Source organism: Capnocytophaga sp. HP1101, assembly GCF_054772415.1.
On record NZ_BPUU01000016.1, the window covers coordinates 89,198 to 108,911 of the forward strand.

Consider the following 19,714-nt stretch of genomic DNA (forward strand, 5'->3'; position numbering starts at 1 on the left):
TAACATATTAATCATTAACCATTAAACATTAATCATTAAAAAGTGAATTATAATTTTGACGAAGTAGTTTGCAGAAAACACACCGATGCTCTCAAGTTAGAAGCATTAGCCCCTCGCTGGGGACGCACCGATTTACTACCTATGTGGGTAGCCGATATGGATTTTAAAACAACTCCCTTTATAGTGGAAGTGATGAAAAAACGTATGGAATGTGAAGTGTTTGGGTACACTGTCAAACCCGAAAGCTGGTATGAAGCCATCATCAGTTGGCAAAAGCGCCGACATCAATGGACGATTACGAAAGAAATGATTTCATTTGTGCCTGGTGTAGTACCAGCATTGGCAATGGCAGTACAGACTTTTACAGAACGTGGCGAAAAGGTAATGATTCAGCAACCAGTATATAATCCTTTCGCTCAAGTAATCCGCAATAACCATCGCGAGCTGATAAACTGTCCCTTAGTACTAAAAGACGGACAGTATCACATCAATTTTGAACTCTTTGAAGAGAAGATAAAAGGCTGTAAGCTTTTCCTCTTCTGTCACCCTCATAACCCTGGCGGACGTGTATGGACGCGCGAAGAACTGCAAAAAGTAGCTACTATCTGTGCTCAAAACAAGGTTGTCGTAGTGTCCGACGAAATCCACGCCGACCTTACCTTTCCTCCTTATGAGCACATTCCTTTTGCTTCAGTAAGCGAAGAAGCTAAACAGAACTCAGTAGTATTTGCCTCTCCCAGCAAAGCATTTAATATGGCGGGCTTGGCTACTTCTTATGCCGTAATTGCCAATCCCTCTTTGCGCAGGCGTTTTGAGAGCTATGTAGAAGGGAATGAATTAGCCGGTGGTAATGTCTTTGCCTTTAATACCGTTGTAGCAGCCTATAACAAAGGCGAAGAATGGTTAGAGCAAATGCTCACCTACGTGCAAGGTAATATTGATGAAGTAGTGAGTTATATCAAGGAAAACTTACCTCAACTAAAAGTCATCATACCGCAAGCCTCCTATTTAGTTTTTATCGATTTCAGTGCTTTACAACTCAATCAGAAAGAAATCGTCGCTTTGTGTACTGATAAAGCTCACTTAGCCCTGAATGATGGCAGTATTTATGGCGAAGAAGGTAACGGTTATATGCGTATCAACTTAGCTTGTCCGCGCAGTGTAGTAAGGCAAGCATTAGAACAACTCAAAAGCGCAATAACATCAATCTAAAAGTTAAGCGCCTAAAAAACTAAGTTTTTTAGGCGCTTTTCATTCTTCTATTCTTCAATATATCTGAGCTATTATCTCACTTTCAGTGTTACAATACTTATTACTGCTAAGAAAATCCCTACAATAAGAAAGCGCATCACTATCTTACTCTCGTGATATCCCTTCTTTTGGTAATGGTGGTGCAAAGGCGACATCAAGAAGATGCGACGCCCTTCGCCGTATTTTTTCTTCGTATACTTAAAGTACGCCACTTGCAATATTACCGATAAGTTTTCAATCAGGAAGATACCACAAAGCACAGGCAACAAAAGTTCCTTGCGCACTGCTATGGCTATCACAGCTATAATACCTCCTATGGTCAGACTTCCTGTATCGCCCATAAACACTTGAGCAGGATAGGTATTATACCATAAAAAGCCCACTAAAGCTCCTGCAAAAGCCGCTATAAATACCGTCATCTCCCCTACTCTTGGGATATACATAATGTTTAAGTATTCTGAGAAGATAATGTTACCCGAAATCCACGCAAATAACCCTAACGTCAGCACTATAATAGCCGAGCTTCCTGCAGCCAGCCCATCTATACCATCGGTAAGATTAGCACCATTAGAAACTGCTGTTACTATGAGAATCACTATAGGAATAAATACCAGCCACACGTAATGATGATAGTTATCACCTGCCCACGTAATGAGGTCAGCATAGTCAAACTCGTTGTTCTTCACAAACGGAATAGTCGTCTTCGTCGATTTTACTTCGGGAACAACATTCTCAGCCTGTGCTTGTACTACTTCAGTACGTGTTCGTCCAATGCCTGTTTTCTCGCTTTTGATAGTTACATTATCATTAAAATAGAGCGTTGCCCCCACGATAATCCCTAAGCCTACTTGTCCTAATATCTTAAACCGTCCTTTCAGCCCGTCTTTATTCTTGCGGAAAGTCTTAATATAATCGTCTATAAAGCCTATAGTTCCCATCCACACAGTGGTAATGATAAGCAGGAGAGTATACACATTGTCTAACTTAGCTAATAGCAGTACAGGAATCAGCGTGGCAAGGATAATGATAATCCCCCCCATTGTGGGCGTGCCCGCTTTTTCATTCTGACCAGTAAGTCCTAAGTCGCGCACCGTTTCTCCTATCTGCTTGCGTTGCAAAATGCGAATTATTCGCTTTCCGTAAATAGTAGATATCAACAAGGAAAGCATCAAAGCTAAGCCTGCGCGAAACGACAGGTATTTATAAAGTCCCGACCCTGGAAAGTCGTAATATTTTTCAAGATTTTCTAATAAATGATATAACATTTTAGTTAAAAGTTAAAAGATATGAGTTAAGAGAATTATTTGGTAACGATTACAACCTCATTATCACGTCTCTTTTTCTTTTTGCCATCAGTAGCTTTTAAATCAATTTTCACAGTGTGAGCATCTACTTTCTGAATATAAGGATGTTTGCCTTTTATCTTCTTTATTTTTCCCTCGAATACAAGCGTATTATTGATATCAATATTAAACATCTTCTTCATCTGTGCCACGCGCTCTGCTTGTTCTTCATCATCTGTATTTTGCTCCAAAGCAGCAATATTAAGGTGCAATTCCTTGCCGTCCCATTTAAAAGCCGATAGACTCAAAGGATTGTTATTGCGTGTTCCCTTATCAATAGCCGCAGTGATAGAAGTGTAATCCTCAGGTGTAAAACGGTCAAACCTAACCTGAAAGCCCACTTCCTTATCGTCTTTAAAAAGTCCTTTAATAGCAGTGCGTTTCAGCAGTTCAGCCTTATCAGCAGGAATAGTATCCTTCTCTACTGTTTTTTGAAAATCATAAGCCGATTGCCATTCTTTAGGAAACTTAGGCATATTCACGTTTTTCAAACTGTTTTCACCTTGTTTTGCCATCGCCTCCATAGCAAGCATTTCACTCATATCCACTGCCATATCAGTAGAAACAGTGCCATCGTTGTGAAACGTAAAAGTATTGGTTACACTGCAAGACTGCAATGCAAGTAGCACAAAAGCTAATAAAATCAGTCTCTTCATCAGTTATCAATTATTAATTTCGGTGCAAAGATAATAATTTTTGCAATACTTCTATATCTTCTCAAATTAAACGTTCCTTTTTTGCTTCAACATATCTTCAATTATCCTCCACTTTAGGTTCGTCTTAGCTTCATTCATTGTTCGTTCATTCTTCACCTGCTCGTGCGACTCGCACCGTCTTTGCGTCCCTACAATTCCCCCTTTGGAGGAAGTCTGCGAGAGCAGAGTATGTGAATAGGGGGAGGTTATCTTCGTTCTTCCTTCGTTCTTCCTTCGTCTTTTCTCCATTCATTCTTTATTTAATTGCCTGTCGTGCTACGACTACCCGTGTGGCTCACACCTTTTACCTTATCAACAATTTCCTCCACCGTTGTTCGGTAGTCAAACCAATGTATAGAGTTATCTTTGTGAAACCACGTAAACTGTCGCTTGGCAAACCGGCGAGTGTTCTTCTTGATTTCCTCTACAGCAAAACTAAATGACGTCTTTCCTTCAAAAAAAGTGAATAACTCCTTGTAGCCTACCGTTTGCAAAGCATTGAGTTCCTTGTACGGAAACATATTCTGTGCTTCTATAAGCAACCCATTTTCAAGCATTTGCTCTACTCGTTCATTAATCCGATGATAAAGCACCTCTCGCTCTGCCGTAAGTCCTATTAGCACACTCTCAAAGGCTCGCACTGTTTCTTTTTTGTTTAAAAAAGACGAATAAGGCTTCCCTGCTACCATACACACTTCCAATGCACGTATCATTCGTTGAGGATTATTTATGTCTATTTTCGCATATTGCACAGGGTCTAAAACTTTTAGTTTTTGTTGTAAAAAAGCAATCCCTTCAGCTTTATACTGCGCATTCAGTTCTTTTCTAATCTCCTCATCGGTTTCAGGAAAATCATCTAACCCATTGAGCACCGCATTGGCATAAAGTCCACTGCCTCCCACCATTACCACCACATCGTGCGTCTTAAAAAGCTCGTTGAGCAAGGTAATAGCGTCACGCTCAAAATCGCCTACCGAATAAGGCTCAAAAATAGATTTATGCTGAATGAAATGATGTTTTACCGCAGCCAATTCATCGGGCGAAGGAACAGCTGTGCCTATAGTAAGCTCCTTAAAAAACTGACGTGAATCGCAAGATATTATCTCTGTACCGAAGTGTTGTGCTAAGGCAATCGCCATCCGCGTTTTGCCAATAGCAGTAGGTCCTACCACACTCAGAAGTATTTTTTTATGTTCCATCGGGGTCACTTATTTGGGGTGTTAGCTCACTTCCACACTGGCTACAATACTTGGCTCCCGGCAAGTGATTGTCAGAAGCACATTTTTTGCATACTATCCTCTCAGTTATTCTTTGTTGCTTGGGCTGTTTTTTGCCGTCTTCAGGACAGTATTTCCTCTTCATATGGGTATATTCAGCCGTAACAATCCCCGTAGGCACTGCAATGATACCATAACCCAATATCATTACAAACGAAGCTATCATCTGCCCTAAAGCTGTTTCAGGGGCTATATCACCATAACCTACGGTAGTCATCGTGACAATACACCAATAAATACTACGCGGAATGCTCGTAAAACCGTTTTGGTGTCCTTCTACCACATACATCAGAGAGCCTAAGAGTATGCATATCACCAATACAAAATAAATGAAGATAATAATTTTGTTTCGGCTAGTGCGCAAAGCCATTTTCAGCTCCTCTCCTTGATTCATAAAACTCACTAAATCCAAGATACGGAAAATACGCAATAAGCGTAAAGCCCTCACTACCGAAATCGCCTTTGCACCAGGAGCGAAGAATGATATGTACATCGGCAAAATAGCAATGAGGTCTATAATGCCATACATACTAAAAATATATCTATAAGGCTTCTTATTGGTAATAATACGCAAGATATATTCAAGCGAAAAGAAAACGGTTATCACCCACTCCATAAACACCAATAACCCGTGCAAATGGTGGTCAACCCCTTTCACTGTCTCAAGCATTACCATTATCACACTGATAGTAATAAGCAATAGCAACACCAAGTCAAACAATCTCCCTAAGCGAGTATTCGTCCCATAGATAATGATATACGCCTTTTGCTTGAATACATTATATTTTGATTTAAGAGCCTTCTTGTCCATAAATCAATATTTACTAAGCCATTCGCGGAAAGAATAAAAGTTTTGTGGTGATACACCGTGCCCTATCGGAAACTCTTCATAAGTGCATTTAGCTCCTATTGATTTTAGAAAGTCAGGTGTTTTTCTGTCCCATTCCACAGGTATTACTTGGTCACTGGTGCCGTGCGATACATAAAAATGCGTAGCCGAATGGTTTTCTTTTCTATATCCCTCTTTCAAGATATCCTCGTTTAAGTAACCACTCAGCGCTATTACTCTGCGTATTTTCTTAGGATAAGATATCGCAATAGCCATACTTAATATACTCCCTTGACTGAATCCTAAGAGGTTAACGTTTCTGGTATCCAAATCATATACCTTACAAGCCTCATCAATACACCTCACTATTAAATCACGCGATTCAATAGCCTGCTCATTATCACTCCAATAAGCTTGGTCTTCATCAAAGTTAATCATATACCAAGCATATCCAAATGAGGTTAAATTATAAGGTGCGCGCAACGATATAATCGCGTATTCTTTAGGCAACTCATTAGCAAATGAAAAAAGGTCTTCTTCATTACTCCCATAACCGTGCAACATAAATATCACCGGCGAACGCTTAGCCCTCACCTGTGGCTCACGAATTACATATTCTAAAGGTAGTTTTTTATGTGTTTCCATTGTTTTTTTCTTTGTTTTAAAGTAACAGCTTGTAAATAATAAAATAAAGCACCCTATAGCAAAGATAAAGCTCTTCTTAAACTGCATCGTTCAATATTTCCTGCCTGTGGGCAATAATCCCCAATACTTTTCCTTTCATCGTAGCTCCTACAAAAGCACTATTCTTAGATGCTGATAATATCATCTCCTTTGTAAAAACAGTCTCCCCTTCAGGAGTAAAGATAGTAACATCAGCTTCAGCGTTCTCAGCTATGGGCGCAGTAGGTATCCCAAAACGTTTGCGCGCCGAGGTAAGTAGAGCTACTGCCCTTTCAACATCTGTATACTGACTAAGAATTCCCCAGACATTCTCCAACCCAATAGTACCAAACGAGGCAAGGTCAAACTCCTTAAACTTGAGTTCTATGTCCAACGGATTGTGGTCTGACGTAACAAAATCTATCACTCCCCTTTGTAAAGCATCTCTAAGAGCCTTTACATTTTCAGCATCGCGCAAAGGAGGCAACACTTTATAATTAGTATCAAAACCTTCTAAAACCTCGTCAGTAAAATGAATGTTATGAATAGCCACGCTACAAGTTACGTCCAACCCCTTATTTTTAGCTTCCTCAATAAGCGCTACCGATTTCGCTGTAGATATAGTAGGAATGTGTAATTTCCCTCCTGCGTATTCCAATATAGCCAAATCCCTCGCCACACACAGCTCTTCAGCCAAAGCAGGAATACCTTTCAGTCCCAAACGCGTGCCCTCTATATGCTCATTCACCACACCCTTCCCCATAATTTTAGCGTCATTCGGAAAGGATATAACAACCCCATCAAAAGGCTGAGTGTATTGTAATGCTATCTTTAATAAATTACTGTTGTGTATAGATTTCTTATAATCACCAAAAGCCACCGCTCCCCCACTCTGCATATCGTAAAGCTCGGCAAGAAATTCCCCCTTACTTTCTACGGTGAGTGCTCCAATAGGGTGAGCAGTAGCTGCAAAATGTTTCGTCTTTTCCCCGATATACATTACAGCTTGCTTAGTGTCGGCTATAGGCTGAGTAAGCGGATTCACCAGCACGTGCGTAAAACCACTCTTTTGCGCAGTAAGCATTCCGTTCTCCAAAGTATCTCTTTCCTCAAAGCCTGGTTCGCCAAAACAAACACTGCTATCCGTCCAACCTTGCGAGACATAAGCGTTTTCCAACACCTTATCTGCACTTTCAACAGCAATATGGCTCGATATCTGTTCAATAATCCCATCTGAAATTAAAATATCTTTTACAGCGCCGTGATAAGCACTCTCTTGATCAATAATCTTTGCCGACTTGAGTAATATGTCCATAAAATTACACTTTCAATTTCTCTGCAAAGGTACAACTAAAAAAACAATTAAAGACTATTTTTACAAATTATTTTTTCCAGATGATAAAATTTAGTATATTTGTCGCCCAATAAAAAGAGACAACAAGTATAAAAAGTTATTTCTACAAGTGAAGTCCTATAAGATGTAGAAAATATTTCTACAAAACACCTCTTACACAGAGATACCATAGGTATAGCTATCGTATAAGGTTCGTCCAAGATTCGTATAAGGTTCGTATAAGGTAGGCATATCCAGAATATTTTTCTAACCTTAATGAAACGTACTTTGTCAAAACTAAAACTAAGAAGCTGTTTGAGCTATTTTAATATTATTTTGAGTCATAAATCTGTGAAATTCTTCACCTTATAGGTGATAAATCCGTGAGCAAATATGCAGATTATTTAAACTTGTTAGTAAAAAATCCGTGTAATAGGCATATCCGGAATATTTTTCTAACCTTAATGAAACGCACTTTGTCAAAACTAAAACTAAGAAGCTGTTTGAGTTATTTTAAATATTATTTTGAGTCATAAATCTGTGAAATTCTTCACCTTATAGGTGATAAATCCGTGAACAAATATGCAGATTATTTAAACTTGTTAGTAAAAAATCCGTGTAATCCGTGCAATCCGTGCGAGATTTTAAAATAAATTTTAGATACAGAAATTAATTCAACCCTTGATTCGCATTATATTACAAAAAATATCTAAACACTATGGAAAGTATATTCAAACATTGCCCAAATTGTACTTCTACAAACATCGAATTCCCTAATAACGTGCGCTTTTTGTGCCACGATTGCGGTTTTACCTATTTCCACAACATTGCCGCTGCAGTAGCAGTAGTATTTAAACACAAAGATAAAATACTATTTACAGTCCGCAATATGAACCCCGACAAAGGAAAACTCGACCTCCCAGGTGGCTTTATCGACCCTAATGAAACTGCCCAAGAAGCAGCCTGTCGTGAAGTAAAAGAAGAAATGGGACTCATCATCAAACCCGAACAATTGCGCTTTATCACCACCTACCCCAATAATTACCTGTACAAAAATGTACCCTATCGCACTATGGATATTTTTTTTGAATGTGAACTCAAAGCCGAAGAAGTACATATTGTAGCCCCCGATGAAATAAAAGAACTACAGTGGATTGCCCTTAAAGATATTCCAGAAGAAGAAATTGGTTTTATCTCTGTGCGTACAGTCATAAAGCAACTTCAAAGTTAATTATTGATATATAGCTTATTAGCATAAAAACAAGATATATTTTTCAAAAAATATTTCTTTTTTTTCTTGGCGTATTCAAAAAAACATGTACTTTTGCAAAATCAAATTGTAATGAAAGAACATAAAACAATAATTTATGGCAACAATTATTAATTACACTATCATCGTAATCTATTGCGTATCACTGTTAGGCATTTTCCTTTACAGCCTTTCAATGCTGAACTTACTGCTCAACTACTTAAAACACCGTAAGCAAAACGACGAGGCTCCAAAATTTAACTTGCTCGACCCTCGCGAAATACCTTACGTAACTATCCAGCTACCACTCTATAACGAAAAGTATGTCGTGCCTCGTTTGCTCGAAAACATCGCCAAATTAGAGTACCCCCGTACCAAGTTAGAAATCCAAGTGCTCGACGACTCTACTGACGAATCAGTAGCCGAAACCGCTGAAATTATCAAAAACCTACAAGCTACAGGACTTGATATTCAACACATTCGTCGCACCAATCGCGAAGGCTTTAAAGCAGGTGCCCTCAAAGAAGGACTCGCCATAGCTAAAGGTGACTTCGTCGCTATCTTCGATGCCGACTTTATGCCTCAACCTGATTGGCTTAAACGTACCGTAGTATACTTCAAAGACCCCGAAATAGGCGTAGTGCAAACCCGCTGGGGACACATCAACCGCAATTACTCTATCCTTACTAAAATACAAGCGCTCGCCCTCGACGTGCACTTTACCCTTGAACAAGTAGGTCGTAACTCCAAAGGTCACTTCATAAACTTCAACGGTACCGCAGGTATTTGGCGTAAAGCGTGTATCTATGATGCAGGTAACTGGGAAGGCGATACCCTTACCGAAGATCTTGACCTTAGCTATCGTGCACAGCTCAAAAACTGGAAGTTCAAATATCTCGAAGACGTAGAAACCCCTGCTGAATTACCAGTAGTGATTTCAGCTGCACGCTCTCAACAATTCCGTTGGAACAAAGGTGGCGCTGAAAACTTCCGCAAGAGTGTAAGTCGTGTATTAAAAGCTAAAAATATAGGTTGGAAAACCAAATTCCACGGCGTAATGCACCTTCTCAATAGCTCTATGTTCTTATGGGTATTCGTAGTATCAATACTCAGTATCCCAATGTTGTACATCAAAAACCAATACGGACACTTAGCGTGGATATTCCACATCACCAGTTTCTTTATTATCAGTACTGTGATTTTGTTCATCTGTTATTGGTTCACTTATAAGAATCTGCAAGGCAAAACCTTTGATGACTTTTTGAACTACATCAAGCTATTTATCACATTTTTCTCAGTAGCTTTAGGGTTCTCGTTCCATAACACAGTGGCTGTACTTGAAGGTCACGCAGGTAAACGCAGTGAATTCGTTCGCACTCCTAAATTTAACATCAATGCACTTACCGATAGTTGGAAAAACAACAAATACATCAACACCAAGCTATCTCCTAATATGATAGTAGAGTTCTTACTAATGTTGTACTTCCTCTTTGGCTTGTACAGTGCCGTGCGCCTTAACGACTTTGGTATGTTTCCATTCCACTGTATGCTCACTTTAGGCTTTGGATTTGTATTCTTCAAATCATTGACCTCAAAAGCATAGTCGTAGCACGACAAGCAGATAAATTAGCAAATGAATAGAAAAATAAAAGGGTTGTCTTGAATATTAGGCAACCCTTTTGTCTTACCTCATATCTAAAACAATGAACTTAGAAACCTTTAGAGATTTTTGTTTGTCTTTATCTCACACTACCGAAGATATGCCTTTTGGCGAGGATATATTGGCTTTTCGCATTTGCGGAAGGATATTCGTGCTTACAAATTTAGAAAGCGTTCCTTTGAGGGCAAGTCTCAAATGCAATCCTGAGCGTGCCTTAGAACTTCGTGAACAATACCCTGAAAAGATAGTGGCAGGCTATCACCTAAACAAGAAACTTTGGAATACAGTTTTGGTAGAGAGCCTCCCTCCTACCCTCATTAAAGAAATGGTACAACATTCTTACGAAGAAGTACTTGCCAAAGTACCTAAAAAAGAAAAAGAAAATTTAAAATAACGATGAAAACCCGTATTACAGAACTTTTTAACATACAATACCCTATTATTCAGGGCGGAATGATTTGGGCAAGCGGTTGGCGGTTGGCTTCAGCAGTGAGCAACGCAGGCGGTTTGGGGCTATTGGGCGCAGGCTCTATGCACCCCGAAACCCTTGCAGAACACATCTGCAAGTGCAAAACCGCTACCGATAAACCTTTTGGGGTAAATATCCCTATTATGTACCCCGAAATGGATAAGGCTATTGAGGTGATTTTGCGTGAAGGGGTAAAAATTGTCTTTACCTCGGCGGGCAATCCTGCTACTTATACTTCTCTATTGCAAAAAGAGGGTATCAAAGTAGCGCACGTGGTGAGCAGTAGTAAGTTTGCTCTTAAAGCACAAGTGGCAGGCGTAGATGCCGTAGTAGCCGAAGGTTTTGAAGCAGGCGGTCATAACGGTAGGGAAGAAACTAGTACAATGGTACTCATACCCACCGTACGCCGTGTGATAGATATCCCTCTCATAGCCGCAGGGGGTATTGCTACCGGTAGTGGTATGCTCGCTGCCCTTGCTTTAGGGGCTGAAGGCGTGCAGATAGGCAGCAGGTTTGTAGCTACTACCGAGGCTTCGGTACACCCTAACTTCAAAGAGAAAGTGGTAGCCGCTGGTGAGGGCGATACCAAACTAACCTTAAAAGAGTTAGCTCCCGTTCGTCTACTCAAAAACGGCTTTTACAATCAAGTAAAAGAGCTGTATAACACCCAGCAAGCTACGGTTGAAAACCTCAAAACTTTAGTAGGTAACCGCCGTACCAAACAAGGTATGTTTGAAGGTGATATGGAACAAGGTGAATTAGAAATAGGACAAGTAGCGAGTCTTATCACTAAGGTACAAAGCGCTCAAGAAGTGATTGATGAGATTGTGGCTGAATACCGAGAAGGAATGAAAAGACTAACTTCCCTTTGAATCAGAATGCGAATAATACTCAAAATGCAAATACTTATTCGGTGCGAGGTCGTAGCACGACTGGCGGATAGACGAACAAAAGACAAACAATGAACGAACAAAGAACGAACAAAGAACGAACAAAGAACGAACAAATGACGAACAAAGAACGAACAAATGACGAACAAAGAACGAACAAATGACGAACAAATGACGAACAAATGACGAACAAAACCTCCCCCTAACCCCCTCAAAGAGGGGGAATGTAGCGACGCAAATACGAAGGAAAGACGAACGATGAACGAACAAATGACGAACAAATGACGAACAAATGACGAACAAATGATGAAGGAAAGACGAAGGAAGAACGAACAATGAGTGGCTCTTCAGTGGCTCTAGAGCGAAGCTAAGACGAAGGTAAGGCGAACAAAAGATGAAGGAAATAGGCATTAATAGACAGGAATCTGTCTATTTTTTTTGACCTTTGAAAACAATTTGTTTCAACTTCTATACTATCAAACGCGGTTATCCTAAAAAGAAAAATCAATTGTTTTTGGTGTGAGAGTTGAGGGCAATTTTGGGATTTATTATATTTGTTGTATTTTTGCACCTTGAAACTGTTAGTTATTAGAAGCAAATCAAGGGTTAGATTGAGCAGTGCAAAAAACCTCCCCCCTATTCACATACTCCGCTATCGCGGACAACCTGCAAAGGGGGAATTGGTGATGGTTACCATAAACGAACAATATAACTCTCAATTAAACAACATATCACCCCCTTGATTGCTATTTATTAATTGTTAATTAAAAATATATGAAAGCAGGAATTGTAGGACTGCCTAACGTGGGAAAGTCTACTTTATTTAATTGTTTATCGAATGCTAAAGCACAGAGTGCTAACTTCCCTTTTTGTACCATAGAACCCAACTTGGGTGTGGTGAACGTGCCCGACCCTCGCTTAGAAAAACTTGAAAGCCTTGTAAAACCAGAGCGTGTAATGCCTGCAACGGTAGAGATTGTGGACATAGCTGGATTGGTGAAAGGCGCAAGCAAAGGCGAAGGCTTAGGTAACCAATTTTTGGGAAATATACGCGAGTGTAATGCGATTATCCACGTATTGCGTTGTTTTGAAAATGACAACATCGTGCACGTGGACGGCAGTGTAGACCCCATACGCGACAAAGAGACTATTGATATAGAATTGCAGTTAAAAGACCTTGAAACGGTAGAAAAACGCTTGGAGAAAGTAACGCGTGCAGCGAAAGCAGGCGATAAGAAAGCAGCGAAAGAAATGGACTTGCTCAACCGTGTGAAGGACGCTTTACTCACGGGTGTTTCGGCTCGTGCCGTGCAAGTAAGCGATGAAGAAAAAGAGTTGTTAGACAGTTTCCAACTGCTTACTACTAAGCCCGTGCTATACGTGTGCAATGTAGACGAAAAATCGGCTAAAGACGGAAACGCTTATGTAGAAAAAGTAAAAGAGGCTGTAAAAGGTGAAGAGGCTGAAGTGATTGTGTTGGCAGTAGCCACTGAGGCAGATATTACTGAATTAGAAAGTTATGAAGAACGCCAAATGTTCTTGGAAGATATAGGTTTAGAAGAACCAGGCGCCTCAAAACTCATTCGCGCTGCTTATCATTTGTTGAACTTACAGACTTATTTTACCGCTGGAGTAAAAGAAGTGCGTGCTTGGACGATTCATCAAGGGGACACTGCCCCGCAAGCTGCTGGAGTTATTCATACCGATTTTGAAAAGGGTTTTATTCGCGCTGAAGTGATTGCGTATAATGACTTTATTACTTATGGCAGCGAGGCTAAAGTGAAAGAAGCCGGTAAAATGCGCGTGGAAGGTAAAGAATATATTGTGAAAGACGGCGATATTATGCACTTCCGTTTTAACGTATAAAAAAATCGGTAAGCAGATTCCCATCGCTTACCGACAAAAAATAATTCTAAATTAAATAATCTTTATGGTTCATTTTCGTCATTGAAAAGCAATTGCTTTTAAAAGACGGGGCAAAGATACGGTAATATTCTATTAGAAACAATATAAATTAGCTTATTAGGTAATTCGTTAGAAGTATTCATCAGTAATTTTGCTAATTGGTAAATTGTTTGTATCTTTGCCGAACAGTTAAAAAATTAAAAGTTCATTATATGAGAAAAAAAATTGTAGCAGGGAACTGGAAAATGAATAACGACCTTAACAAATCGTTAGCGCTTATTTCCGACCTATTGAAAAAAGTACCTCAAACCAATGCTGAGGTAATGATTGCCCCTACCTTTGTAACCCTTATTCCGGCTGTAGAGGCGGTAAAAGGTAGCCACATAGAAGTAATTGCCCAAAATATGCACTTTGCTGAAAGCGGTGCTTACACGGGAGAAATTTCTGCTGAAATGTTAGGCAGTATTGGGGTAAAAACCACTATCTTAGGACACTCTGAGCGCCGTGCATACTTTAACGAAACTGATGAGAGTTTGGCTAAGAAAGTGGACACAGCTCTTAAACACCATATGCGTGTAGTGTTCTGTATTGGTGAAGAGTTAGCTGACCGCAAAGCCAACAAGCACTTTGACGTAATGGGTAGCCAAATTAAAAATGGATTATTCCACTTGCCTGCTGAGGCTTGGCAACACATTGTATTGGCTTACGAACCTGTATGGGCTATTGGTACAGGCGAGACCGCTACTCCAGACCAAGCACAAGAAATTCACCACTTTATTCGCAAAACCATTGCTGACAAGTACGGCAAAGAGGTTGCTGATAAAGTATCAATCTTGTACGGAGGTAGCGTAAAACCAGATAATGCGAAAGAAATCTTTGCTAAAGAAGATGTAGATGGCGGACTCATAGGTGGGGCTGCCCTTAAAGCAGACGATTTCGTTACTATTATCAAAAGCATTTAAAAGTTATTATTTCTTTTATAACGGCTGTCCAATGAACTTTGTTCTTGGACAGTCTGTTTTATGTAAATTAAAATATGATACAAAACGACTTATTCTTGAGAGTCTTGAGCGGTGAGGTTACTGAACGACCGCCGGTGTGGATGATGCGCCAAGCAGGGCGTTACTTGCCAGAATTTAGAGCCTTACGCGATAAGTACGACTTCTTTACGCGTTGCCAGACGCCAGAATTGGCAGCTGAAATTACTGTGCAGCCTGTAGATATAGTGGGGGTAGATGCTGCCATATTGTTTTCGGACATATTGGTAGTACCTCAGGCTATGGATATAGCAGTAGAGATGAAAAAAGGCGTAGGACCGTGGTTACCTAAGCCTATCCGTACGGCAAAAGATGTGGAACAAGTGATTGTACCCAATATTGAAGAGCGCTTAGGCTATGTAATGGAAGCGGTAAAGCTCAGCAAGCAGATGCTGAATAATCGCGTACCTCTTATTGGCTTTGCAGGTTCGCCTTGGACGATTTTTTGTTATGCAGTGGAAGGTTCAGGTTCACGTGATTTTTCGACGGCAAAGGAGCTTTGTTTTACTCAGCCTTCGGTAGCTCATACTTTATTGCAAAAGATTACTGACACGACGATTCTTTACTTAAAAGAAAAAGTAAAAGCAGGGGTAGATGCTGTACAGCTTTTTGATAGCTGGGGAGGCGTTTTAGCACCTGACGACTATCGGACGTTTTCGTGGTATTACCTCAACCAAATAGTAGAGGCTCTTGCACCTCTTACCAAAGTGATTGTGTTCGCAAAAGGCTGCTGGTATGCACTTCCTGAAATGGCAACTTCAAAAGCAGCTGCTTTAGGGATAGACTGGACGTGTGCGCCCGAAATAGCCCGTGAACTGACAAGAGGTAAAAAAGTACTACAAGGAAACTTCGACCCTTCACGATTATTAGCCTCTCCCACAGAAATCAAACAGAAGGTAAAAGAAATGATAGATGCTTTTGGCAAAGAGCACTACATTGCTAACTTAGGGCACGGTATCTTACCTAATGTGCCCGTTGAAAACGCTATTGCCTTTGTGGAAGCCGTGAAAACATATCACTGATAAAAAGATTATAGCTTTTTAATAGCGTTAATGAGAGTTTGGATATCTTCATTAGTAGTAGCCCAAGAGGTAATAAGGCGTATGGCAGTGTGATTTTCATCGACTTTCTTCCATATGTAAAAGTCAAATTGCGTTTGCAGAAGAGCTACTTGTTCATTAGTGAGAATAGGGAACACCTGATTAGTAGGAGTATGCGACAAGAAGTGTACTCCTTTTTCTATAAAAGCATCTTGAATGCGTTTGGCTTGAGCATTTGCGTGAAGGGCTAATTCATCAAATAAATTATTTTGGAAAAGCTCCAAGAACTGTATGCCGAGAAATCTACCTTTGGCAAGTAAAGCCCCTTTTTGTTTGATATGGTACTCAAAGCCCGTTTGAAGTTCAGGGTTATTAAACACGATAGCTTCACCAAACATTGTTCCGTTCTTAGTGGCTCCTATATAGAAGGCATCAGTATAACGGGCTAAATCTTCCCAAGTGATATCATTCCCTGAAGCGTTGAGAGCGTGAGCTAAACGCGCTCCATCGATATAAAGTAAGAGGTTCAGTTCTTGACACAGATAGTACAAATCTTTTAGCTCTTGAAGGGTATAGATAGAGCCTAATTCGGTAGCGTTAGAAATGTACACCAATCGGGGTACTACTTGGTGAGGAAAATTGGTATAACGAGTGGCTACGTCACGAATATCATCAAGTTGTATTTTACCATCTATTGCGGGGGTGAGGTGTATTTTGTGTCCGGTAGCTTCAATAGCCCCTGTTTCGCTATCGCAGATGTGAGCCGTTTCGCAGGTAATAACACTCTCATAGGGGTGCAACATTGCCCCTAATGCTAAGAGGTTAGCTTGTGTACCTCCGCTTACGAAATATATTTTACTTTGAGGATTATTGAGTTTTTCGGCAATAAGAGCTTTAGCTTTAGCCGTATAAGTATCGCAACCATAACCTTGTTGTTGTTCAAGATTGGTTTCTAACATTCGGTTTAAAATAGAAGGGTGAACGCCTTCGGAATAATCGTTTTTAAATGATATTTTCATAGTTTATACAAGGCAACAGAGCGTTGCCATAACAAATTCAAGGTGCAAAAGTAAAACTTTTTTCTGTAAGAGCGTTGTTAATATGAAAAAATATATTACCTTTGCGCCCGAATTAATAACGAGGTCGTGAACCTCACTAATTAAATTTTTTATGCCAGTAAAAATTAGATTACAACGTCACGGGAAAAAAGGCAAACCATTCTATTGGATTGTAGCGGCTAATTCACGTGCAAAAAGAGATGGTAAATTCCTTGAAAAATTAGGGACTTACAATCCTGTTACCAACCCTGCTCAGATTGAAATTGATGTAGATGCAGCGGTAAAATGGTTGAAAAACGGAGCTCAACCAAGTGATACGGCTCGCCGTATTCTTTCTTACAAAGGGGTATTACTTAAATACCACTTGCTTGGAGGAGTTGCCAAAGGAGCTTTGACCGAAGAACAAGCAGAGGCTAAGTTCAATGCTTGGGTGGAAGAAAAAGCTAACAAAGTATCTACAAAAGAGCAAAAATTAGCTAAAGAGAAAGCAGAAGCAAAAGCAAAAGCTTTGGACGCTGAAAAAGAAGCTAATGAGAAGCGCAAAAACGCAGCTGTAGCTAAAGCTGAAGAAGCAACTGCTGAGGTAGCTGAAGAAGTTACAGAGGCCACAGAAGCTGAAGCTCCTGCTGAAGAGAATAACGAAACTGAGGCATAGTTTATGACTTTAAAAGATTGTTTTTATATAGGAACAATTGTGTCGAAGTTTAGTTTTAAGGGCGAGGTGCTAATTAAGTTAGATTCCGACGACCCTGAAATGTATGAAGAAATGGAATCAGTATTTATTGCTTTAGGCAATAATCTGGTTCCTTTTTTTATTGAAAAAAGCACTTTACACAAGTCCGACTTATTGCGCGTAAAGTTTGAAGAGATAGAAACTGAGGCTGATGCCGAAGCGCTCTTAAAACACAAAGTATATTTACCTCTATCGGTATTGCCTAAACTTTCAGGGAATAAGTTTTATTACCACGAAGTGATAGGCTTTCAGGTAGAAGATATACACTACGGAAAGGTCGGAAAAGTTATGGGGATAAACGATAATACTTCTCAAGCACTTTTTGAAATTGAGAATGAGAACGGAAATGAGATACTTATCCCTATGGTTGATGAGTTTATTGAGAAGATAGATAGAGCTCAAAAGAAAATTATTATAAAAACCCCAGAAGGGCTTATTGATTTATATTTAGAGAATTAAAAGATAGAAAATAAAATAATCGAAGAACTAATAATTAACCTCCCCCTACCCCCTCCAAAGGGGGAGTGTAGTGACACAAAAAGGACTTTTCAGACTCTCTCTCATTTTAAATTAAATTTATCAGAGAAAATCTACGGATTGCGTTTCTTCAACAGAGGGAGAAGGAAGAAAGAAATACTACCTAACAAGAGCGTCATAGCGAATTGTGACGTCCAGACAATCCAACCAAAGGCTGTACCTACAGGAGTAGCTACCCCAAACAAAAATAATACTTCGGCGATAAAAAACGGATAAGAACCAAAGCCTGCATTGGTGAAGCTCATTGCAAAACTACCTACCACAAAAGCGGTAAGCACATTGGGCAAACTGATATTAGTGGTTTCGGGTAAGGCAAAAAATGGGATATAGAACATTAAGAAATACATTCCCCAAATGAAAAGAGTATGGAAAAGGAATAATGCTCTATGCTTTATCTTCACTACTGAAAGGATTCCTTCTTTAATTCCGCTTAAAAATACTTTTACTTTGATAAAAAAAGGCTTATCGGAGGTGTAAATGAAATACAAGAAAATAATGAATGAAAGACCTCCTATCCCCATTAACCACATTAGTTTTTGAAAAGGGATTTTAGAGAGAAGAAAGTTGCTTATCACCTCGAATTGCAGAATAAAGGCAAGCATAGTGAAAAAGAGAAGCAAAAGCAAATCGATGATGCGTTCAGAAATGATGGTGCCTAATGACTTCTCGAAAGGGACTCCGTCGTAATTGCTCACTACTAAGGCGCGAGATACTTCGCCTGAACGCGGTATGGTCACATTCACCAAATAACCTATAAACACGCCTATTGCCCTATGTAAAAGGGCAGTGCGATATCCTAAAGGTTTTAGCAATAAATTCCAACGGATAGCTCGTGAAAGATCACTTAAAAAGCCTAAAAATACAGCCAAAATGATATAGAAGTAATTGGCGTTTAGGAAAGTGTGCTTTATCTGGAGGAATTGCTCTTCGTTAAATTGGCGATAAGCATACCAACACAAAAAAACGCCTACAAATATCGGGAGGGCTATCTTTAAGAACTTTTTCATTCAATTAAGTTGGTTGTTTCATTAGGGAAAATAATAGAAGGCTTAAAGATTTTAGCTTCTTCAAAATCCATTAAAGCGTAGGATATGATGATTACTATATCGCCTTTTTGCACTTTACGAGCGGCAGGACCATTGAGCACAATAGCACCTGATTTTCTTTTTCCTTTAATGATATAAGTTTCGAAGCGTTCGCCATTATTAACATCTACAATCGACACCTTTTCTCCTTCAATCATTTGGGCTGCGTCCAATAAATCTTCATCAATGGTAATACTACCGATGTAGTTTAAATCGGCAGCTGTAACCTTAATGCGGTGAATTTTAGATTTTAATACTTCTATTTGCATATTTATATTTTGTATTGTTTTAAAAAACGGGGCAAATGTACGTTAAAAAATTGAAACAGGTGTAAGAAAGAAAAAAAATATATTTACCTCTCCGCCAATAATGCCAATAATACCAATAATGCCAATAATACTGATAATGAACTTTGACAAAGGTCGTAGCACGACGGGCAGTGCGAGTCGTACGGGCAGGAGAAAAACTTTGGCAGAGTGTGGAGAAGTCTGATTTTTCGGATAAGCCGGATAGTTCAGATAATTCAGATAATTCGGAGGTGTGAGGTCGTAGCACGACAGGCAGTAAAGGTTTGGGGATGTCGGAAGGAAACGAAGGGATTAGGAAGAGAGTTTTTAGGTAAAAGATAAAAGGTAAAAGTGTCATATCCTGAAATAGGTT

The 19,714-nt window shown here is 39.6% G+C and carries 19 protein-coding genes; 10 read left to right on the forward strand and 9 right to left on the reverse strand.

The window, feature by feature from the left end:
* Positions 1 to 42: 42 nt before the first annotated feature.
* On the forward strand, positions 43 to 1,212 hold the full coding sequence (locus RCZ04_RS09985) for a MalY/PatB family protein (RefSeq protein ID WP_460485892.1): 1,170 nt from the start codon (positions 43 to 45) through the stop codon (positions 1,210 to 1,212).
* Positions 1,213 to 1,283: 71 nt separating this feature from the next.
* Here the strand turns inward: RCZ04_RS09985 and mraY are convergent, their stop codons facing one another.
* From mraY to RCZ04_RS10015, 6 genes are all read right to left on the reverse strand, one after another.
* Complete coding sequence (gene mraY, locus RCZ04_RS09990) at positions 1,284 to 2,516, reverse strand: phospho-N-acetylmuramoyl-pentapeptide-transferase (protein ID WP_460485893.1); 1,233 nt, start codon at positions 2,514 to 2,516, stop codon at positions 1,284 to 1,286.
* A 35-nt stretch (positions 2,517 to 2,551) separates the two neighbouring features.
* Positions 2,552 to 3,250, reverse strand: coding sequence for a hypothetical protein (locus RCZ04_RS09995; protein WP_460485894.1), 699 nt, complete (start codon positions 3,248 to 3,250; stop codon positions 2,552 to 2,554).
* A 299-nt stretch (positions 3,251 to 3,549) separates the two neighbouring features.
* Positions 3,550 to 4,488: a tRNA (adenosine(37)-N6)-dimethylallyltransferase gene (miaA, locus tag RCZ04_RS10000; RefSeq protein WP_460485895.1), complete on the reverse strand. Its 939-nt coding sequence runs from the start codon at positions 4,486 to 4,488 to the stop codon at positions 3,550 to 3,552.
* The gene (locus tag RCZ04_RS10005; protein ID WP_460485896.1) at positions 4,478 to 5,377 is read right to left on the reverse strand and encodes an ion transporter; all 900 of its coding nucleotides are present in this window, start codon (positions 5,375 to 5,377) and stop codon (positions 4,478 to 4,480) included. Before RCZ04_RS10005 ends, miaA begins: the two co-directional genes overlap by 11 nt.
* A 3-nt stretch (positions 5,378 to 5,380) precedes the next feature.
* Complete coding sequence (locus RCZ04_RS10010; RefSeq protein WP_460485897.1) at positions 5,381 to 6,127, reverse strand: alpha/beta hydrolase; 747 nt, start codon at positions 6,125 to 6,127, stop codon at positions 5,381 to 5,383.
* On the reverse strand, positions 6,117 to 7,373 hold the full coding sequence (locus tag RCZ04_RS10015; RefSeq protein ID WP_460485898.1) for a dihydroorotase: 1,257 nt from the start codon (positions 7,371 to 7,373) through the stop codon (positions 6,117 to 6,119). Before RCZ04_RS10015 ends, RCZ04_RS10010 begins: the two co-directional genes overlap by 11 nt.
* Positions 7,374 to 8,109: 736 nt before the next feature.
* Between RCZ04_RS10015 and RCZ04_RS10020 the strand changes: the two genes are divergently transcribed.
* The 7 genes from RCZ04_RS10020 (at position 8,110) to hemE (ending at position 15,623) form a co-directional block, all read left to right on the forward strand.
* Positions 8,110 to 8,622, forward strand: coding sequence for an NUDIX hydrolase (locus tag RCZ04_RS10020; RefSeq protein ID WP_460485899.1), 513 nt, complete (start codon positions 8,110 to 8,112; stop codon positions 8,620 to 8,622).
* A 136-nt stretch (positions 8,623 to 8,758) separates the two neighbouring features.
* Complete coding sequence (locus RCZ04_RS10025) at positions 8,759 to 10,243, forward strand: cellulose synthase family protein (protein WP_460485900.1); 1,485 nt, start codon at positions 8,759 to 8,761, stop codon at positions 10,241 to 10,243.
* Between the two features lie 100 nt (positions 10,244 to 10,343).
* On the forward strand, positions 10,344 to 10,694 hold the full coding sequence (locus tag RCZ04_RS10030; RefSeq protein ID WP_460485901.1) for an MmcQ/YjbR family DNA-binding protein: 351 nt from the start codon (positions 10,344 to 10,346) through the stop codon (positions 10,692 to 10,694).
* Positions 10,695 to 10,696: 2 nt separating this feature from the next.
* Positions 10,697 to 11,641 (forward strand): NAD(P)H-dependent flavin oxidoreductase, encoded by a 945-nt coding sequence (locus RCZ04_RS10035; protein ID WP_460485902.1) that lies wholly within the window; start codon positions 10,697 to 10,699, stop codon positions 11,639 to 11,641.
* Positions 11,642 to 12,433: 792 nt separating this feature from the next.
* Entirely contained in the window at positions 12,434 to 13,525 is a 1,092-nt protein-coding gene (gene ychF, locus RCZ04_RS10040) for a redox-regulated ATPase YchF (protein ID WP_460485903.1), read from the forward strand.
* Positions 13,526 to 13,776: 251 nt separating this feature from the next.
* The gene (gene tpiA / locus RCZ04_RS10045; protein ID WP_460485904.1) at positions 13,777 to 14,526 is read left to right on the forward strand and encodes a triose-phosphate isomerase family protein; all 750 of its coding nucleotides are present in this window, start codon (positions 13,777 to 13,779) and stop codon (positions 14,524 to 14,526) included.
* A gap of 74 nt (positions 14,527 to 14,600) precedes the next feature.
* Positions 14,601 to 15,623, forward strand: coding sequence for a uroporphyrinogen decarboxylase (gene hemE / locus RCZ04_RS10050; RefSeq protein WP_460485905.1), 1,023 nt, complete (start codon positions 14,601 to 14,603; stop codon positions 15,621 to 15,623).
* Positions 15,624 to 15,631: 8 nt separating this feature from the next.
* On the opposite strand, the gene RCZ04_RS10055 is transcribed toward hemE, so the two are convergent.
* Positions 15,632 to 16,660, reverse strand: coding sequence for a threonine aldolase family protein (locus RCZ04_RS10055; protein WP_460485906.1), 1,029 nt, complete (start codon positions 16,658 to 16,660; stop codon positions 15,632 to 15,634).
* A gap of 151 nt (positions 16,661 to 16,811) precedes the next feature.
* Between RCZ04_RS10055 and RCZ04_RS10060 the strand changes: the two genes are divergently transcribed.
* Together RCZ04_RS10060 and rimM are read left to right on the forward strand one after the other, a co-directional pair.
* A complete protein-coding gene (locus RCZ04_RS10060; RefSeq protein WP_460485907.1) occupies positions 16,812 to 17,354 on the forward strand; it encodes a 30S ribosomal protein S16 in 543 nt (180 codons plus the stop codon).
* 3 nt (positions 17,355 to 17,357) lie between these two features.
* A complete protein-coding gene (rimM, locus tag RCZ04_RS10065; RefSeq protein ID WP_460485908.1) occupies positions 17,358 to 17,891 on the forward strand; it encodes a ribosome maturation factor RimM in 534 nt (177 codons plus the stop codon).
* A 131-nt stretch (positions 17,892 to 18,022) separates the two neighbouring features.
* Here the strand turns inward: rimM and RCZ04_RS10070 are convergent, their stop codons facing one another.
* The gene (locus RCZ04_RS10070; protein ID WP_460485909.1) at positions 18,023 to 18,976 is read right to left on the reverse strand and encodes a lysylphosphatidylglycerol synthase transmembrane domain-containing protein; all 954 of its coding nucleotides are present in this window, start codon (positions 18,974 to 18,976) and stop codon (positions 18,023 to 18,025) included.
* Entirely contained in the window at positions 18,973 to 19,323 is a 351-nt protein-coding gene (panD, locus tag RCZ04_RS10075; RefSeq protein WP_460485910.1) for an aspartate 1-decarboxylase, read from the reverse strand. The genes RCZ04_RS10070 and panD overlap by 4 nt, the downstream gene beginning before the upstream one ends.
* Positions 19,324 to 19,714 lie beyond the last annotated feature (391 nt).

Coding starts and splice junctions, on each gene's coding strand:
- RCZ04_RS09995 (WP_460485894.1), bottom strand. CDS start 3,250: ATGAAGAGACTGATTTTATTAGCTTTTGTGCTACTTGCATTGCAGTCT.
- panD (WP_460485910.1), bottom strand. CDS start 19,323: ATGCAAATAGAAGTATTAAAATCTAAAATTCACCGCATTAAGGTTACA.
- mraY (WP_460485893.1), bottom strand. CDS start 2,516: ATGTTATATCATTTATTAGAAAATCTTGAAAAATATTACGACTTTCCA.
- RCZ04_RS10015 (WP_460485898.1), bottom strand. CDS start 7,373: ATGGACATATTACTCAAGTCGGCAAAGATTATTGATCAAGAGAGTGCT.
- ychF (WP_460485903.1), top strand. CDS start 12,434: ATGAAAGCAGGAATTGTAGGACTGCCTAACGTGGGAAAGTCTACTTTA.
- rimM (WP_460485908.1), top strand. CDS start 17,358: ATGACTTTAAAAGATTGTTTTTATATAGGAACAATTGTGTCGAAGTTT.
- RCZ04_RS10025 (WP_460485900.1), top strand. CDS start 8,759: ATGGCAACAATTATTAATTACACTATCATCGTAATCTATTGCGTATCA.
- RCZ04_RS10035 (WP_460485902.1), top strand. CDS start 10,697: ATGAAAACCCGTATTACAGAACTTTTTAACATACAATACCCTATTATT.
- RCZ04_RS10020 (WP_460485899.1), top strand. CDS start 8,110: ATGGAAAGTATATTCAAACATTGCCCAAATTGTACTTCTACAAACATC.
- hemE (WP_460485905.1), top strand. CDS start 14,601: ATGATACAAAACGACTTATTCTTGAGAGTCTTGAGCGGTGAGGTTACT.
- RCZ04_RS10070 (WP_460485909.1), bottom strand. CDS start 18,976: ATGAAAAAGTTCTTAAAGATAGCCCTCCCGATATTTGTAGGCGTTTTT.
- RCZ04_RS10060 (WP_460485907.1), top strand. CDS start 16,812: ATGCCAGTAAAAATTAGATTACAACGTCACGGGAAAAAAGGCAAACCA.
- RCZ04_RS10055 (WP_460485906.1), bottom strand. CDS start 16,660: ATGAAAATATCATTTAAAAACGATTATTCCGAAGGCGTTCACCCTTCT.
- RCZ04_RS10010 (WP_460485897.1), bottom strand. CDS start 6,127: ATGCAGTTTAAGAAGAGCTTTATCTTTGCTATAGGGTGCTTTATTTTA.
- RCZ04_RS10005 (WP_460485896.1), bottom strand. CDS start 5,377: ATGGACAAGAAGGCTCTTAAATCAAAATATAATGTATTCAAGCAAAAG.
- tpiA (WP_460485904.1), top strand. CDS start 13,777: ATGAGAAAAAAAATTGTAGCAGGGAACTGGAAAATGAATAACGACCTT.
- RCZ04_RS10030 (WP_460485901.1), top strand. CDS start 10,344: ATGAACTTAGAAACCTTTAGAGATTTTTGTTTGTCTTTATCTCACACT.
- miaA (WP_460485895.1), bottom strand. CDS start 4,488: ATGGAACATAAAAAAATACTTCTGAGTGTGGTAGGACCTACTGCTATT.